This is a genomic window from Vibrio parahaemolyticus (assembly GCF_900460535.1).
GTDB lineage: Bacteria > Pseudomonadota > Gammaproteobacteria > Enterobacterales > Vibrionaceae > Vibrio > Vibrio parahaemolyticus.
Genome location: NZ_UHIL01000001.1, coordinates 854,143 through 870,887 on the forward strand (window position 1 = coordinate 854,143; position 16,745 = coordinate 870,887).

Consider the following 16,745-nt stretch of genomic DNA (forward strand, 5'->3'; position numbering starts at 1 on the left):
CATCGGAGCCTTTTCGGTATTTGTCGTTAGTTTTCGGTTTGCACTGCGGGTTGGCGAGCTGGGTGTTTGATAAACACCGCCACAATGGCTGCAATTGCCAGCGCGAAACAGTAGTAAGAGTTGGCAACCACTTCTAATGGAGAAAGGTTAAATACTGAGCCTAGCAACAATACTTGCGCGCCGTAGGGCAAAATGCCTTGTACCACGCACGAGAAAATATCCAACAAGCTTGCTGAGCGACGAGGAGAGACATTGTTCTCTTCCGCCAACTGGCGCGCCACGCTACCCGATACGATGATGGCGACCGTATTATTTGCCGTGCAACCATTCACCATAGAAACCAAGCCCGCGATACCTAGCTCACTTGCGCGGCTGTTCGCGTGTTTTGAATGGCTAGAGCCAAACGCGTGGATCATGCTGCTCACTAAGTTGGTCAGGAAAGCAAGACCGCCTTGACGACGCATCAATTCACTCAGACCACCAATCAGCATCGATAGTAGGAAGATTTCCTGCATGTTGCCAAAACCGCTGTACACGTCTTGCGCTAGGTTCGTTAGACCGTAGTCGTCAATCGAAACCAAGCTTACGCCACCCGCCAGTAAAATACCGATAGTCAGCACAACAAATACGTTAAGCCCTGAAACCGCCAAAATCAAAATGGTGACGTACGGTAGCACTTTTAACCATTCAATTGGGCCTGTCTCTGGCACTTGAGTCGCAGTGCTGTTGAACGCAAAAATACCCATAGCAACCAGTGCTGCGGGCAGTGCAATGCGGATGTTCTCTTTGAACTTGTCCTTCATTTCACAGCCCTGAGAGCGCGTTGCCGCGATGGTGGTGTCAGAGATGATAGAAAGGTTATCACCAAACATCGCGCCGCTGAGCACAACACCAGCGGTTAATGGCAAGCTCATACCTGCAGATTGAGCAATGCCCAAAGCCACAGGTGCAACGGCAGCGATGGTGCCCATCGAAGTGCCCATCGCTGTCGCAATGAAGGCTGAGATCATGAAAATACCAGGCAAAATCATGCTGGTCGGAATGGCAGATAGACCTAAGTTTACGGTAGCATCGACACCGCCAGAAGCCTTTGCAACGGCAGCAAACGCACCTGCAAGCAAGTAGATCATGCACATCGCGATGATGTCTTGATGACCAACACCACGCATAAAATGTTCAATAGAGCGGTTAAGTTTCTCTTTGCTGAGAAGAAACGCAATGATGATGGCTGGTAATACCGCAATTGGTGCTGGCAGCTGGTAGAAGGCAAATTCAACACCTTGCAAAGATAAGTACGTGCCTACGCCAATAAATAGCGCAAGGAATACGATCAATGGGATCAGTGCGACCGCAGACGGTGCAACTGTTTTAGTAGTTTGTTGGGAACCGGACATGTAAACGACAAAGATAATAATAAGAGAAGTGAGCAGACTAATCTCACCGACTTTTATTGTCAACGTCTAGACGTCTAAATGGCTGCGTAATTTTTGTATTTGGATGAAAGAAAAAAGCTCATGGCATCTATCTTACTGATACCAAGAGCCTTTATTGAAAGTACATTTATAGCGACGATTTTGTTTTTTTTCGCTTAAGCAAGCCTAGGATCATCAATGCGAACACAACCGCGGCGCTCGCCCAGATTGCGTATTTGTAGTGGCTATATAAATGGCTGAGTGCGCTGAGGTGCTCAAATGCAAAATGCGTAAGTAAACTGAACACCAAAACCCAAATGGTGGCAGCGAGTGCGTTGCCGAGTAAAAACTCTCTGCGTGGCATTTTTGCTATCCCACACGCCAGAGGCATAAATTGCTTCATCCCTTCAATAAATCGGCTGACCACCAAACAAGCAGGGCCATATTTTTGAATGGTGATTTGGAGCTTCTGCATTTTAGGGCCAGAGATGTAACCTTTTTTATCTAGCCATCCTTCAAAGTAGTAACCAAGTAAGTAGCCACAAGTATTGCCCAAAAAGCAGCTGAGCCAAGATATAACCATAACCATACTCAGATTCATGACTTGTTCTGAGGCCAGAATTGATGCTGCGATCATCAAAGATTGCCCAGGCATGGGAATGCCAATACCTTCAAAAAAGATGCTGACAATAAGCGCAAGGTAGCCGTACTGCTCCAGCAGAGGCTTCATGGATATGAGTAAAGCGTTAATGTGTTCCAAATGCTTTCCTCTAATAAAATTGGAAGGAAATTGGAGTGATACTCCTGTTGTTTTCTCTGGTCAATTCTTGTTTCTCATTCCCGAGAAAAACTGACACACCTCTGATAATGGTGTTTACCTGATGCGCTGTTGCGCTGGATTCCGCTCGCCGTTTGATTCGCGACGGCGAGCGGTCACTACCATGGCTTGGGTCTCAGGTTACTCTTTTGGTGTTGTGAACGCACCGTACAAATCGAGGCGTCTATGGCGCAAGTTCGTTACCGAGCCTTCGGTGTTGAGCTGTTTCAGCTTGGTTAAGTCAACATCGGCAAAGATGATCATTTCCGTATTTGCACTGGCTTCCGTCAATGTGGCATCGTGTGGGAAATAAATATCTGAAGGTGAGAACACCGCTGATTGAGCATATTGAATGTCCACGTTGTCCACGCGCGGTAAGTTGCCGACACTGCCGCCAATCGCTACATAACACTCGTTTTCGATCGCGCGAGATTGAGAACAGATCCGCACACGTTGATAGCCGTTTTTGGTATCGGTCCAGAATGGCACAAAGATAATTTGCGCGCCTTGTTCGGCGAGCATTCGACCCAGCTCAGGGAACTCGCTGTCGTAACAAATCAGAATGCCGACCTTACCAGCATCGGTTTCGAACACTTGTACATTATCGCCGCCATCAATTACCCAGTCTTTTTGTTCGTGTGGCGTGATGTGGATTTTGTACTGAGCGTTAATTTCCCCATCGCGTTGCAGTAAGTACGCTACGTTGTAGAGCTTGCCATCTTCGATGAGCGGCATACTGCCAGCAATGATATTGATGTTGTAAGTGACCGCCATTTGCGAGAAACGGTTTTTGATCTCTTCTGTAAAGCTAGCAAGAAAGCGAATAGCTTCAACCGAGTTTTGATCGTTTTGCAATCCCATCAACGGAGCGTTGAAGAACTCGGGAAACAAAGCGAAGTCGGCTTTGTAGTTGGCCAGAGAGGAGATAAAAAACTCGGCTTGATCGAGCAAGTCTTCCAAATCGTTCATCGCGCGCATTTGCCATTGCACCACGCCAATACGAATCAAGGTTTTCTCAATGTCGTGAACGGATTGAATGTCTTCCTCGTAGAAAAAATTATCCCACTCTAGCAACGTGGCGTAGCCTTTTGAGGCGTTATCTTCTGGCAAATAGCCACGCATGATGCGTTTAACATCAAAGTCATTCGCAAGCTGGAAGGAGAGGATCGGATCGTGCAATTCGCGGCGTTTTACTTTGTCGATGTACTCTGCAACGCTCAGTTCATCCGCGTATTGGTGGTAATTCGGAATGCGGCCACCGGCTAGTATTGCTTTAAAGTTTTTGCTGCGGCACAACTCTTTGCGCGCGTCGTAAAGACGTCGGCCCAAGCGAAGCCCACGGTAATCAGGGTGAACAAACACATCTAGGCCATACATGGCATCGCCTGTCACTTGGTTCTGAATGACGTTATTTTCGGTGATGATGTCAGTGTACAGGTGAGGAAGTGAAAATCGGTTGTAGTCCACTTTGATCGTCAGCGCTGCGCCGACAATTTTGCCGTTATCCTCAATACAGATTTGTCCATCGGGAAACTGATGAATGAGATCCATGATGGTCAGGCGTGGCCATGAGCCGCCTACATCAGGAAAAACGAGGTCCATTAATTCCGCGAGCTCTGGGTAATCGGTCGGCTCAATGGTACGTAAAGAGAGTCTTGGCGTGTTGCTGTCCATATCCTACTATCCATTTATCCTTTTCAAATAGTATGGATGAGAATGCCACAAATTTAACCATACTTACATTTGAGGCGCGGTAGGTGATAGGCTCTGCACAATCTTCATATTTATACTGGTTTCATATCGGTAGCTTTATGTATGATGGGTAAGTTTGTCTTTTAACCAGTCATGAAAAAGTGCCACTTTTCTTGACGTTAACCGGAAGTTTGGGATCACCACATAATAGCCATAGCCGCTGTGAAGCTTTAGATTCCCAATATGTTGGATGTCACCACGCAAAATAGAAAATTGCGCCATAAAATCGGGCAGCAAAGCCAAGCCCTTCTCCATTCTCACGGCTTCACACGCCAAATAAAAATGCTCAAACCCGACGGAGTGATAGGTGATTGGGTACTCTAAATCGTTCTCCTGTTTGAACTGCTCCCACAGTTGCGGGCGAGTCGTTTGCGGAATAAATGGGTAATGGCTGATAGCTTGGTTGTCTGACAGTTCTGGTAGGTTGGTGTTGCCAATCAGCAACAAGGTTTCCTCACATAAGAGCTGGCTATATTCATAATGAGTCGAAAGAGGCAAACATCGCACATGCAGATCACTTTCGCCATGAATGTTTTTAACTGCGCCATCTCCGGTAAGAATTTTCACGCGAATATTTGGATGGCGCTGGTGGAAATCATCGATATTTGGCACCAGCCAAAGACTGGCAAACGAGGGTGTGACATCGACAACCAACAGCTCTTGATCAGTATTGGTTTGAATTAGGCTGGCGGTTGCATGCTGAATGAGCTCCAGAGCTTCTGTTATTTGGGGCAAATAGCGCTTTCCTTCCTCTGTTAGCTCCACGCCGTTTAACCCTCGATGAATGAGAGGAAGCCCAACGAGTTGCTCTAAAGATGCCATCTGTTTACTGACCGCTCCTTGTGTTACGCATAGGTCATCGGCGGCTTTAGAAAAGCTGAGATAGTTAGCCACAGCAACAAAAGTCCTCAATGCACGAATGGAAGGGTACTCACTGCCTTTTATCATTCTTTCAATTCCATTGAATTTGATTAGGCACAGAGTAGAGGATTTGTGCTTTTAAGCAAAGCAAGGCACGACGGATGTGTGATTGGCTTCCTTTCTAGTAAACACGCAATGCGATATATCAATGACTATTTAACAACTCAAGAATATTCACGCTGTGTATTTTTATTTTGAAAAAACTACAAATTAGCGAGAAGCTTTTTCACTAGTTATATTTATCCTACATTTATATTGTTTGTGTAAGGTAAATAAATAGCCTGTATTTTGTTTTTTGTACGAGTGTTTTTAGCTAATTGTCAGAATCTTATTAAATTAAAATAGCTTTTCATGAATTTAATATTGGCATTGCTTTTGCTATTTATGATTGGAACTTTCGATAATCAGTTAATTTAGGAGAACGAAATGAAAAGCAATGTTGTTACTCTGGTTGGTCTATTTTCTCTAGCAACGTTTAGTACTTTATCTTACGCAGCGGACTCCAAAGATCATGGCGTTTATGTAGGTGCGAACTACGGTTATTTAAAAGTTGATGGACAAGATGATTTCGATGACGACAGCGATGCAATGCAAGCATTGGTGGGTTATCGCTTTAACCGTTACTTAGCGTTGGAAGGCGGCTACATTGATTTTGGTAGCTATGGTAACAACTTGGCTAATGCAGATACGGATGGTTATACCGCAGCATTGAAAGTGACGGCTCCAATCACCGATAGAGTGGATGTGTACGCGAAAGGTGGCCAAATGTGGTATTCGACAGATTATAACGTTGCTGGATTCCATGGGAACAAAGATGACGAAGGTGTATTTGCTGGTGCCGGTGTGGGTTTCAAAGTAACGGATAACTTTTTAGTTAACGCAGAATACACTTGGTACGATGTGGAACTGAACGCAGAAAATGTATTTGATGGTGCGAATACAAATACAGACTTTAAACAAGCATCTTTAGGTGTGGAATATAGATTCTAATATTGCTAATAATTCCAATCCATAATAAAAATGCGAAGCTTAAATAGCTTCGCATTTTTTGTTGTGTTATATGAACCAGACCTGAAATTCTTAGTAAGGAGAAAATTGAAGAGACTATTTTACTCACTCAATCTGTTGCTAATGAAGCAAGAGCACCACCTAAACTATGACCTACGCAGTGTATTACCTTTGGTGCTTTTATGTTCTTTTTCGAATAACCAGCGATGCATGCTGCAAGTTGTGGCTTTATTGTATTGAAGAGATTTACAAAACCAGCATGTACTCTGTAACCGGATGAAGTACCTTATATCCCAAAAGCTTAGAAAACTTTAAATTGAAAAGCATATAGTAAGTACACACTTTCTATCTTTTAATTAGTACTTTTGAATTCTCATGTGTGGTTGGTGTTGTACTTATGAGCGTATAGTCTGCTACTTAATACTCAACGAGTTTTTATCAGCATAGGTTGTAAAGTTACGCAGTAATGCTTGTGATAAGTCATCAGGTAGTATGAGAGCCTGAGAAAAGAAGGCAATATGATTGTTGATACAAAAAAGGCCACCCGAAGGTGGCCTTTTCCAAACGTTTGGTGGAGCTGGCGGGAGTCGCCAATTCTAAATTAAACACCTATTTTACAATCACTTAACTGAATGGTTATGGGGTTTTTAGTACCAAAATTTAGCACCTCATTTGCAAGTCATCAAGCTAAACTCGTCCGAAAATGAACTCCACATTTTGTGTTCTCCAACTCCACTTCATCACATGAGAGTTTGGACGCCAGTTCAACTCCTGAAATGGCAGGTTTTGAAGGTATTAAACGAGTCGAACTACTTGTGTAAAGTCAAAACGTCGCCAAAATCGGCGTCCCAAACATTTGTAAACATGTAAACGCTTAAATGTCAATTATTGTAGTGTGATTAAAGTCGCATATATTAACATTCATCTCCATGGTTTTTCCTTACTGAAATAAATACTTATCTCTTAAGTGTATAAATATTAAGCATTTTTATGGTGCTTAGTGAGAAATAAACGCTTGCGGCATAAAATTTTTCGCGTAAAAATTAATGACATAGAACGAAGGAAGAGTATTAATTTGGGTTTTTACTTGTGGATGAAAAAATAAAATCTGTGATCAACGGATACATTGAATATAAGCGACATAGAGGGTTGTCTTATAAGACGTGTGAGTCTAGTGGTAATGAGATTAGAAACATTTCTCGGTTGAGTAAAAAGAATATCCTATGCTGGGATAAGAGAGAATGTTTGAAAGTATATTACGCACTCGGAAAGCTGCCCATAAACTTATCATCGAATACTAGGTTGGCGGGATTTTGTGGTGAAGATCTCTTAAAGGAGGCGGAATCTCTAGGTGTTAAAAGAATAAAGTTAGCTACTGTAGAAAAATATCTTGGAAGACTAAAAGAATTTTTCGAATGGCTGGTATTGAAAGGGATAGTTAATACAAACTACTTCAAAGGTCTTAAAGCACCTAGGAACAAAATAAAGAAAAACAAAGCAAGATCAGCTTATTCTGAAGAGCATGTTAGTGAATTAATTAAAAGTGATATTTTCATAACTAAAAACAACAATTATCACTGGGTTTTAATTATCGCCATTGAAATGGGTCTAAGACAAAATGAAATATGCCAGATATATAAGGATGATATCATTATTAAAGATAATTTATGGTGTATTAGCGTGACGAACAAACGTAAAGATCAAAGAGTAAAGAATGCAGATTCAGAGCGCATTGTACCAATACCAAAAAGTCTACTCAGGTTAGGGTTTATCTCCTTCGTCGAAAAGAGTGAAGGAAGGATTTTTTCATCACTAAAGTATAACGAATCTGATGGGTATTCTAGACAAGTATCCAAATGGTTTTCTAATTATAAAAAACGATTTAATTGGGGGAGTGAATATAGCTTCCATTCATTTAGGCACTATTTTATTAGTAAGTTAAAAACTAACGGAGTTGAAGAGTCAATGGTGTCAGAGATTGTAGGTCATGAATACAAAAAGGAAACATATGGAAGATATGGGAAGGATTATTCACTAAAGAAAAAAAAGAAAATAATGGAAAAACATGGTTCTATTAGCCTTCGCTGGAAGGCTAGAATGAGTATTTTTAAAAAGTAACAAACAATAAATTTTTATCATCTAGGTTAGGGTGTGACTCCCAAGGATTGTTGCATCCAAAATTTCGAATGACACATGATTTTAATCCAGACATATAAATGTATTTTTCTGGGTTAAAAATACAATAGTGTATTTTTATGGATTAAAAATAGGATATAGAAAGTGTTTGGTTTATTTGGAAAAGCAAAATCTTTATTAAAAATAAATGCTTCTGAAAGTAAAGAAAAAAATCGAAAAGTAGATAGTTTAGTTAATTCAGTTGAATCTGATATTACCAAATTAAACCAAGGAAATGTAAATAATCAAAATTGTTACGCAGTAAAAAAAGGTAGTTCAAAATGTAAAGCTAAAAAAAATCTATCAAAAGATACAGAAAATAATGTATTAACTGAATCGTTAACTTGGACTGAGCCGCAACCTGTAGGTGAATTTTCGAATGAGCCTATGTTATTTGATATGGGAATGCTTCCAAAAACACTTGCAGAGTATACATTTAGAAATGCATATGCAATTAATAATACTGCTCCTGACTTCTTGGCTGTATCAATTGTAGTCTCACTTGCTAGCCTAATAGGGGGATCTGCATCAATTACACCGAAGAGAAGAGATAAAACGTGGATAGTGAAACCAACTTTGTGGGGGTTGGTCATAGGAGGGCCATCGACCTATAAAACACCTATGATGACACTGGGTGTATCCCCCTTGAACTACGCGCAAGAAAACGTTATTGACGTACAGAATTTTAAAAATGAAAAAATTGAAAAATATCATAACACTAAAGTCGAGAGGGAGAAGATAACACTAGAGGAGCAACTAAAATCAGCTATTGAAGAGGAAGATAACGACCGTGTTGAAGAGTTAATGAACTTGATGATGAATTTAAAAGTGTTAAATAACTCGGCGCGTAATATCGTTACGAACGATGCTACACCTGAAGCATTAATTCAAAAGCTAAGTACAAATCCGCTAGGGATTCTTATATTTCGTGATGAAATTAATGCGATATTTGTGGGAATGAAAAAACAGGGAAGAGAGCAAGAGCGGGCTCTTTTTCTTGAAGGATTTAACGCGTCTGGTTCTCGGTTTGTTCAGGAAAGGATATCGAGAGAAAATGTTGAACTGGATAATGTTCACATAAATATCCTCGGAGGAATTCAACCTAAAATTCTTATTCCAGTATTATCTGATCGAGCTAGCGGTCGAGGAGATGACGGCTTGTATGAACGCTTTCAGCTTGCAGTATATCCGAATGTTATCAATATGGAGTATATCGACATTGATAGGAATGTTGAAGACAATAAAGGTGTTAATGATATGTTTAGCCTTATTGCCAAATTAGGAGGTAAAGAATCGTCTTGTTTTAACTTTTCCGAAGAGGCACAGGATATCTGGGATAAATGGTCGAAAGAGTTTCATCAAAATGTAAACTTACTGTCTGATGATGAGCAAGCCATTGAAATAAAATATCCTGCGTTAGTCGCAAAATTATCTTTAGTATTCCAGATAGCACTAAACGCTGAGAGTAACGTAGCTGACTTAGGTACTGATAATTGTATTGTTAATTTAGTATCACTAGAAATGGCGTTGAAATGGTTAGAATATCTAAGATCACACTCAGCTAAGATTCGCGCGTTGATCACAAAAAATCCAAGTAATGTTAGTTCACTGCTTTGCAATTTAAGTAAGTTGAACGGTGCTTTTACAAAGCAAGAACTAGGTCAAAAGGACTGGAAATATTTGACCAATGCAAAGGATAGAAATGAAGCATTACAAGTTCTCGAAGAAAAGGGATATATTAAACTAGTAAATAATCCAAAAAAAATGTACTTGATACACCCTGAATATAAGTAAGTTTTAACCTGCAACACCTTCATTTTCATATTTATGAAGGTGTTGCAGGTTTATTTTTATATAATAATCTTCTTTCCCGATAAATTTTCTATTTCAGATAGGGTATGAGATAAATTACCCATAGATTCTTTGTTTATCTCGATATCACTTGAAATTATTTTGTAACTTTTTCTTATCCGATTCAATTGTCTATTAAGTTGACGGATATCTCTTTCTTTGAACGCGGTAAACCATTTGTCGATCTGTTCTTGAATCCGGCGGAGGTTCTCGGAGTTCTCTGCTTCTTTATTTCTATGATACTTCCAAATTTCCAGCCTTTTTGTTTTATTCAGTTGTGATGGAGTGTATTCGAAATGATTTAGTCCTACATACTTTAATATGGCAAAGTTAAATGCTGATTTAAGAGCTTTAGTTGTTTTTTTTTGCTGAAGTTCCGTTAATACTCTAGAGTTATCTCCTGCTAAGATTTTTCCTACAATTAAATGAACATGATCCCCGCTACCAGAGGTAATGGTTTGATCTTGCCTATGCAAAACTGCTCTTATGTTCTTATTGAAGGTGTGCTCTTGCTCGTTTGTAATAGAACATATCTTTTGTAATGATTTACAACAAAAACTGACTATCTCAAGCCACTGTTTGTTAGTTGGACACACTCCCTTAGGTAATGTTAGGCAATATTCCATTGCATAAGATGACAAGTGTCGTCCAGCTTTACCTGACATCTGTTGTCGTAATCGATATTGCTCACCGATTAGAGCTATATATCTTGCAGTTTTTTCGTTTCCAATTATCTCTTTAATGTCAGATGTGTTTTTGTGATTTGGATGTTTTCTTGAAGTAAGATACCGCTCGCGGTAAGCAATTCCTTTACTTCCATATCGTACTGGTTGAGTAATAACAGTCCAATTGTTTATCATAATTTATTTTCAATATACAAATTGAAAATAAATATATCAAATATCATTCTAATGTATGGATTTCAAGATAGGACAATTACTTCGTTATTGATCCAACTTGTTGGGGAATTATTCCCCAAGCCCCTTGAAGTTATCATTGCAAATATTTATTTTTAGAATAAATGACGAATTTTAATGAAAGGTTTAATAACGCTATTGACATGGTAAAATTGGAGAAAGCTGTAGAATTATCAAAAAGAGATAGTAGATTCAAGGAAATATTTAATATTATTTTTTTGAAATGCAAAACTGTGGGGTTCATTGATGATGTTGATAGGAAAAACAATACTTATAAATATAAATGGTTATCTATAGTTATTGATATTCATCTTACTGCAATGATGTTGACGGACTTACTCGATGAGAATGATATACCTATGGATTCGGATATGATTAGAGAAGATAATTTCATAAAGGCTAACCAAATTCTCGAGAATATAATTCTTTATTTGGTGGCATCAGTGCCAAAACTAAATGGCAAATAGTTTTATCTATTAATTATTGTGTGATTTTTTATGAACTGATGTGGTAGTATATTTAAATTAGAGAGGTATCTATATGGAATAGGTATCCTCTCTACATTATTAAATAAAAACACTAGATAGCTAGCTATCTACATCTATTTTTCTTTCAGCGGGGACTTCTAGTATCTCTGTATTAGCTTTCGGCATATGTAATTCTAGTTTTTCTAGCTGTTTATCTGCTTTGTTTACCTTGATTCTTTCCAATATAGCATCTCGAATTTTATGACGTGTATCCAAATCTAGAATCCCATCTATGCCCATTAATTTATTCCCAAATAACATACTATATGCTACGAATGTTGGTGCTATCCAGCTGTATTGTTCTACAGCACTAGACATTACTGTCCAGATGTCACCCGGTGAATTGAATTGAGCTTTAGTAGTTACAGTGAGTTTGTCGTTTTCTAGATATTCATCAAATATCTCTTCAAAATTGTTAATGTCAAAGTCACTGTTGAACTCTTTTCCAATAATCTCAATTTCATTCATTAGCTTTAGAAGACTCATGACTGAGTAGTTACTGATAGCTTGCTCAGACCTTATCTTAATAGAAAGATATAGGCTTCCATTAGCCTTGAATGCGGGAAAAATTGAATGGTGAAGAGCCTGCCAATGTTCATCTAAGCTAGTTACAGTCTGTCTTGCGCGGAGGGCTTGTGAAAGACCATATGGTAGGTTCCTTCTCCGAATAATCGGTCCCCAATTTACGTTTCTGCGAAGATGTTTAGTCATTTTGACTTCATAATCGCCGTTTTGATAGTCCACAACGAGTGGTTCGGTTCTAATATATGGAGAGCTAGTAATCACTCCATAGCGAATACCAATTTTACCAACCGTAATTACCCAGTCGCCAACTTCCATTTCATAGATGAAGCGTATGGCTTGGTTTATTTGACTATAAGCTTTTGTCTTAGCTTTTTTATTCTTTTGATCTATGAGTTTCATGTATCTATCTCTAAGATCATCGGAATCTAAGATGAATTCATTAACATCACATTCATCTAATTTAAGTTTATCTAAATGCCCTAGAGCAATGACATTATACATTGTAAAGTGATCAAAATATTTACCTGAATCAGATCGAACAAGCCAGTATCTCCTATTGGCTGGTACTTCAAAAATTCCATTGAGGTCTTGATTTTCAGTTTCTTCCGGTGGTAAAGAATTATTTGTCATGCATATCTCCATAAACATTAATATTGGAGTTACTTAAACTAGGTATAAATAAAGTAGTTACCAATATTCAGATTTATATAAATGTCTTGTCATTTGGTTTTTACTATATTTTACGAATATAGATTAGAGGCTTTTATCTTAGTTTTATTGAAACAAATTACTTTCTCTTACTAGCGGAAATTTTTTTAGTAGCATCGATTACAACTATATCAGAAGCGGGCTCTCCATTTTTTATCCTACGTTCTCTAATGTCATTAATCTGCTTTAATTTTTTCCCTAGGTCACCATAATTCATCACTACGAATATACCATAGTTAGTTTTTGAAGCATCTTTGTAGATTTCTAATTGCGTTTCATAACCATGTTTGACTGTTCCTGTTGATCGTTTCATCTCCACTAATACTTTTGCTTTGTAACCAATAGAAAATTTGAAATCGATTGGCCCTCCACCCATGTTTGCTTCTGGAGATACATCTACATTATTTGCAGAACAAAAACAGTCAGCTATAGCAAAATACATTAACTGTGCTGCCCTTTCTTTTTTGGGTTTGTCGTCAATCCACAGTTCTTCCCATAAATTTCCGTTTTCTACATGGTGTTTAAAGTGTGCAATAGTCAATAGAACAAGTTTTTTTAAGTTGTCAGGACTTTGATAAATATTTGGTATATCTTTAAATATGTACTGTGTTTGATCTCCTCGAAGAATTTGACGCAGTTTGTAGTAACCTAGGGCGTCTTCATTGACATTATAATTATCTGCATTTTCCTTAATTGAATCTAAAAAATGTTGGAAAGTATCAGAAGAACCTAGAGCAGCATCTCTTAGTGCTGCTTTTCGTTGAGTTACCGTTGGTCTTGCGATATTTGCAAGATACTTGTTTACCCTGTCACGGATTTCTTTGTTTTGAAGCACTGCTGATTCTATGTCTGACCAGTCATTTGCTATCGGAAGATCCCTTACTATATCTTGTGGGACTAAGACTACAAATGCGCCTTTATATACGGGAAGTTCAATTCCGTTGGATATGTTAGATGGTTGTGTTGGAATATTATGTTCGGAGCAAAATTTTTGAGTGACGATTGCTAGGCTGTCTAAAATAACTCTTGTCGTAAAATCACTTATGGTATCTGGGCCTACATTTTCTTCAAAAAATCCCATTAGCGAAACCATCTCGGGATCTTTAGCTCCTAGATCAACAATTTCTTTGGCTGTGCGCATCATTTTTTCTTTTATGTCGTCAGGCCTAGAGCTACCACTACGACTACTTCCTCCATACCCTAACCCTGTTTGAGCTGGTTCTCTCAAGTCGAGCAAGTTACGTGCTGCTTTCCATGCTGCATCACCTTCTTTCTCTGAGATGGTTAAAAGTCGTACATAGTTGGAAAATGATGACAAAAATGGGTATATCCGTTTTTGCTGATCTCTTCAAAACGAGATTTCTTTAGAAGAACAGGATCAATGAATAGTTGAGTGTCTACGTTCAAGAACGGGTCAATTAATCCTGCGTCATGCAGCTTGATCTCGTCTATATGAAAGTGCGCTGAAAACAGAAGCGGTTTCGTAATTTTAGCCATCTTTTATACGCCGTTGAGGAGGGTAGAATTTGTTAACTTCCCAAATATCGAACAATTAACACCCAATTGTTGTGTAGATGATAATCGAATTGTTGATATGAAACCATGTTAGTTGTGCAATGGCTCCAGATTTTTTGATGGTTGTCAAAAGAAGTATTGGCTGATTTGAAGATTAGTTGTAAGGCTTTCTAGGATTTTAGGAGCCATGCAAGCAAAAGTCTTCGACCTTCTAACCTCCATGGCTCTAATACTTAAAGTAAATAAATGTTGTTGATTACCTTTTGCAATTTTTTGATGCTAACTGATTTACCGTATCTGTCATACGTAATACTGTTTTGTGCGTGTCCTAACAGCTCTGCCGCAAGTAAAGATGACACCTCAGCGTTTTTGAGTTGTGTTGCCACTGTATGACGGAATGAGTGGAAATCGTGGCCACGGCCAAAGCCAAGTTTAGTCTTAAAGCGTCCGAACCACTTGGAAGCAGCTGTGCCAAAGCCATCACGTTCCTCTTTAAGAGCTGGGAACACACGTTCGTGTTGCACGCTATTGATATATTCGATAAACCCGAGCTCCAACAGCTTTTCATGAATAGGGATTAGTCTGCGGCTAGTATTGTTTTTGAGCCTTTGTCCCTTGAGCTTGTCATCAATGTTGATGACCCATATTCCATCTTTTTTATATATATCTTGGCGGTATAGTTGGCATAGCTCGTTTAAACGTGCACCAGTGAATAGGCCCAGAAGTGGTAACCAGTAGTAATGGGGGTGCTTATATTTTTTATGTGTATGGATTTCTGTGCTAAATACTATTTTTAAGTCAGCATGGCTATAAGCTTTTTTGGCTTCACTATCCTTGCGAGTTTTCTTGAATCTCATGCTTTTAAATGGATTTATGTCCGTCATTTCCATCTGTAAACACCACTCAAAAAACGACGAACATTTTTGAATGTAATCTTTGACGCTCTCGGCGCTTAGGGTAGGGAGTTTATGTTTTTTATTAGCTTCTATTAGCTGTTTGCCTTTCATCCCATCAAATTGTTTATGCTTGGTTGCATTGATTGGATATTGGCCCAACAAGGTACGGACTTCTTCTGCTTGAAGTCTACGAATTTCTTTTATGCTTTTGGCTTTTAGCAGTGCGAGTACGATATGACATTTCGCATAAGCCATATCAATTGTCTTTTGGTTAACGAGGTCTTTTTTGGAGTCTCGGTACATTTCGAGGCATTTGAAAGGATTAAGTGATGCCGTTTCTGTCTTCGAAACTAAAATTGCAGGTAATGCAGGTTTCGCTGGCTCATGTGATGCCACATTAGAAGGAGTTAGAGGTTGGTTGTTCTGAATTGAAATACGAATTTCTAGCTCAAGTTGCAACGCCTTTACAATAGCTGACTGCTTATCGGACGTGCGAAGAGATCGTTTGATTTCATATCGATTGCTGAAGAGATGTCGATGCGCCACTGGAATCTGGTAGCGGAATTGCCAAATACCACTTTTTGAAATCTGCAGGTTTCGCATGTTTCAGTACCTTGTTTTAGTACCAAACAGCCAAAAAAAAGACCGAATCAACGAAAATTCGTTTAGATTCAGTCTCTTATAGTGATTGGTGGAGCTGGCGGGAGTTGAACCCGCGTCCGAAAACCTTTCATCATTGGTACTACATGCTTAGTCGATCTTTAAATTCACCATCCACCTGCGAACCGACACGCTAATGAATGACTATCCTGAATTATAATTCGCCGTTCATCTCTCAGGCGGGAGAATCCGGGCTAGCGCGTTTGGGTTTGATCTCTCGTTATTCCCCGTCTTACGTGCGGAAGCTAGGGCGAGAGAGCTCTGAGCAGGGTATTAAGCTGCTAGTGCGTAGTTTTCGTCGTTTGCGACTATTTTTTTGCGGTTTGTTAACGAGGCCTACCGCACCTCGGCATGCACCTCAGACTTCTGAATTCCCGTCGAATCCTAAATCAGCCCCAAGGTATGATTCGCATAGTAACAGAAAAGACTTAGCTGTCCAGCACTATGCGTTTAAGTGGTCAAGATTAACGCAGTGTGCTCTTCATTACGCGTGCTTTTTCTCTTGCCCAGTCTTTTTCTTTAAGATCTGTACGTTTATCGTGAAGCTTTTTACCTTTTGCTACACCTATTTTTATCTTCACCCAAGAGCGAGACCAGTACAGAGAGAGTGCCGTAAGTGTCATACCTTCACGGTTAATGCGACCGAGTAGGTTGTCAAGTTCACGACGACTCATAAGTAGTTTGCGCACACGAGTAGGGTTCGCCACTACGTGTGTCGATGCCTGATTTAAAGGAGTGATTGTCATGCCACTCACAAAGGCTTCACCGTCACGCATGAATACGTAACTTTCAGAAATATTGGCTTTACCTTGGCGAAGGGCTTTCACTTCCCAACCTTGGAGCTCCAAGCCAGCTTCGATTTCATCTTCGATGAAATACTCGTGGCGAGCTTTTTTATTCAGCGCGATAGTGTTACTACCCGCTTTTTGTTTTGATTTTTTCTTTGCCATAATGGCGTCATTATACGGGTTGGATATCGGATAGGAAATCCTTTTATTTGCGCAATCGTGGAATAAAAGTAAAATTGTCGCGAGCTTTAAATCTGTACATGTATCGATAGG

13 protein-coding genes, 1 other RNA gene and 2 pseudogenes are annotated in these 16,745 nt (G+C 39.4%); 4 read left to right on the forward strand and 12 right to left on the reverse strand.

Annotated elements, in window-relative coordinates; genetic code table 11:
• Positions 1-26: 26 nt before the first annotated feature.
• The 4 genes from DYB02_RS04355 to DYB02_RS04370 all read right to left on the reverse strand — a co-directional run bounded on the left by DYB02_RS04355 (position 27) and on the right by DYB02_RS04370 (position 4,929).
• A complete protein-coding gene (locus tag DYB02_RS04355) occupies positions 27-1,394 on the reverse strand; it encodes a Na+/H+ antiporter NhaC family protein (protein WP_005464256.1) in 1,368 nt (455 codons plus the stop codon).
• Between the two features lie 166 nt (positions 1,395-1,560).
• Positions 1,561-2,148, reverse strand: a complete 588-nt coding sequence (locus DYB02_RS04360; protein ID WP_031822889.1) for a DedA family protein — start codon at positions 2,146-2,148, stop codon at positions 1,561-1,563.
• Positions 2,149-2,370: 222 nt separating this feature from the next.
• Positions 2,371-3,903, reverse strand: coding sequence for a bifunctional GNAT family N-acetyltransferase/carbon-nitrogen hydrolase family protein (locus tag DYB02_RS04365; RefSeq protein WP_005464264.1), 1,533 nt, complete (start codon positions 3,901-3,903; stop codon positions 2,371-2,373).
• A 135-nt stretch (positions 3,904-4,038) separates the two neighbouring features.
• Positions 4,039-4,929: a LysR family transcriptional regulator gene (locus DYB02_RS04370; protein WP_020904169.1), complete on the reverse strand. Its 891-nt coding sequence runs from the start codon at positions 4,927-4,929 to the stop codon at positions 4,039-4,041.
• A 399-nt stretch (positions 4,930-5,328) separates the two neighbouring features.
• On the opposite strand from DYB02_RS04370, the gene DYB02_RS04375 reads away from it, so the two are divergent.
• Complete coding sequence (locus tag DYB02_RS04375; protein ID WP_015296308.1) at positions 5,329-5,892, forward strand: porin family protein; 564 nt, start codon at positions 5,329-5,331, stop codon at positions 5,890-5,892.
• 127 nt (positions 5,893-6,019) lie between these two features.
• Here DYB02_RS04375 and DYB02_RS04380 read toward each other — a convergent pair.
• Positions 6,020-6,172 (reverse strand): annotated as a pseudogene (locus tag DYB02_RS04380) (lipase family protein); the annotation flags it as partial.
• Positions 6,173-7,155: 983 nt separating this feature from the next.
• On the opposite strand from DYB02_RS04380, the gene DYB02_RS04385 reads away from it, so the two are divergent.
• Together DYB02_RS04385 and DYB02_RS04390 are read left to right on the forward strand one after the other, a co-directional pair.
• Positions 7,156-8,028: a site-specific integrase gene (locus tag DYB02_RS04385; RefSeq protein WP_123766433.1), complete on the forward strand. Its 873-nt coding sequence runs from the start codon at positions 7,156-7,158 to the stop codon at positions 8,026-8,028.
• Between the two features lie 162 nt (positions 8,029-8,190).
• Positions 8,191-9,879, forward strand: coding sequence for a DUF3987 domain-containing protein (locus DYB02_RS04390; protein ID WP_029806688.1), 1,689 nt, complete (start codon positions 8,191-8,193; stop codon positions 9,877-9,879).
• Between the two features lie 56 nt (positions 9,880-9,935).
• Here the strand turns inward: DYB02_RS04390 and DYB02_RS04395 are convergent, their stop codons facing one another.
• Entirely contained in the window at positions 9,936-10,796 is an 861-nt protein-coding gene (locus tag DYB02_RS04395) for a hypothetical protein (protein WP_029805444.1), read from the reverse strand.
• 161 nt (positions 10,797-10,957) lie between these two features.
• Between DYB02_RS04395 and DYB02_RS04400 the strand changes: the two genes are divergently transcribed.
• Positions 10,958-11,320 (forward strand): hypothetical protein, encoded by a 363-nt coding sequence (locus DYB02_RS04400; protein ID WP_029805443.1) that lies wholly within the window; start codon positions 10,958-10,960, stop codon positions 11,318-11,320.
• A gap of 120 nt (positions 11,321-11,440) precedes the next feature.
• Here the strand turns inward: DYB02_RS04400 and DYB02_RS04405 are convergent, their stop codons facing one another.
• From DYB02_RS04405 to smpB, 6 genes and pseudogenes are all read right to left on the reverse strand, one after another.
• Positions 11,441-12,535 carry a hypothetical protein gene (locus DYB02_RS04405; protein WP_029805441.1) on the reverse strand — a complete coding sequence of 365 codons (1,095 nt, stop codon included), beginning with the start codon at positions 12,533-12,535 and terminating at the stop codon, positions 11,441-11,443.
• A 157-nt stretch (positions 12,536-12,692) separates the two neighbouring features.
• Complete coding sequence (locus tag DYB02_RS26200; protein WP_487251159.1) at positions 12,693-13,448, reverse strand: DUF8371 domain-containing protein; 756 nt, start codon at positions 13,446-13,448, stop codon at positions 12,693-12,695.
• An 87-nt stretch (positions 13,449-13,535) separates the two neighbouring features.
• Positions 13,536-14,110, reverse strand: a pseudogene (locus DYB02_RS26205) (DUF8370 family protein); the annotation flags it as partial.
• 251 nt (positions 14,111-14,361) lie between these two features.
• Positions 14,362-15,627, reverse strand: a complete 1,266-nt coding sequence (locus DYB02_RS04415) for a site-specific integrase (RefSeq protein ID WP_029805436.1) — start codon at positions 15,625-15,627, stop codon at positions 14,362-14,364.
• Positions 15,628-15,713: 86 nt separating this feature from the next.
• Positions 15,714-16,081: a transfer-messenger RNA gene (ssrA, locus tag DYB02_RS04420) on the reverse strand.
• Between the two features lie 67 nt (positions 16,082-16,148).
• Positions 16,149-16,634, reverse strand: coding sequence for an SsrA-binding protein SmpB (smpB, locus tag DYB02_RS04425; protein WP_021823221.1), 486 nt, complete (start codon positions 16,632-16,634; stop codon positions 16,149-16,151).
• Between the last annotated feature and the right edge of the window lie 111 nt (positions 16,635-16,745).

What these genes read in the sequence shown, in the direction of transcription:
- DYB02_RS04355 (WP_005464256.1), bottom strand. Translation starts at nt 1,394, where the DNA reads ATGTCCGGTTCCCAACAAACTACTAAAACAGTTGCACCGTCTGCGGTC.
- DYB02_RS04365 (WP_005464264.1), bottom strand. Translation starts at nt 3,903, where the DNA reads ATGGACAGCAACACGCCAAGACTCTCTTTACGTACCATTGAGCCGACC.
- DYB02_RS04415 (WP_029805436.1), bottom strand. Translation starts at nt 15,627, where the DNA reads ATGCGAAACCTGCAGATTTCAAAAAGTGGTATTTGGCAATTCCGCTAC.
- DYB02_RS04395 (WP_029805444.1), bottom strand. Translation starts at nt 10,796, where the DNA reads ATGATAAACAATTGGACTGTTATTACTCAACCAGTACGATATGGAAGT.
- DYB02_RS04370 (WP_020904169.1), bottom strand. Translation starts at nt 4,929, where the DNA reads ATGATAAAAGGCAGTGAGTACCCTTCCATTCGTGCATTGAGGACTTTT.
- DYB02_RS04405 (WP_029805441.1), bottom strand. Translation starts at nt 12,535, where the DNA reads ATGACAAATAATTCTTTACCACCGGAAGAAACTGAAAATCAAGACCTC.
- DYB02_RS04400 (WP_029805443.1), top strand. Translation starts at nt 10,958, where the DNA reads ATGACGAATTTTAATGAAAGGTTTAATAACGCTATTGACATGGTAAAA.
- smpB (WP_021823221.1), bottom strand. Translation starts at nt 16,634, where the DNA reads ATGGCAAAGAAAAAATCAAAACAAAAAGCGGGTAGTAACACTATCGCG.
- DYB02_RS04375 (WP_015296308.1), top strand. Translation starts at nt 5,329, where the DNA reads ATGAAAAGCAATGTTGTTACTCTGGTTGGTCTATTTTCTCTAGCAACG.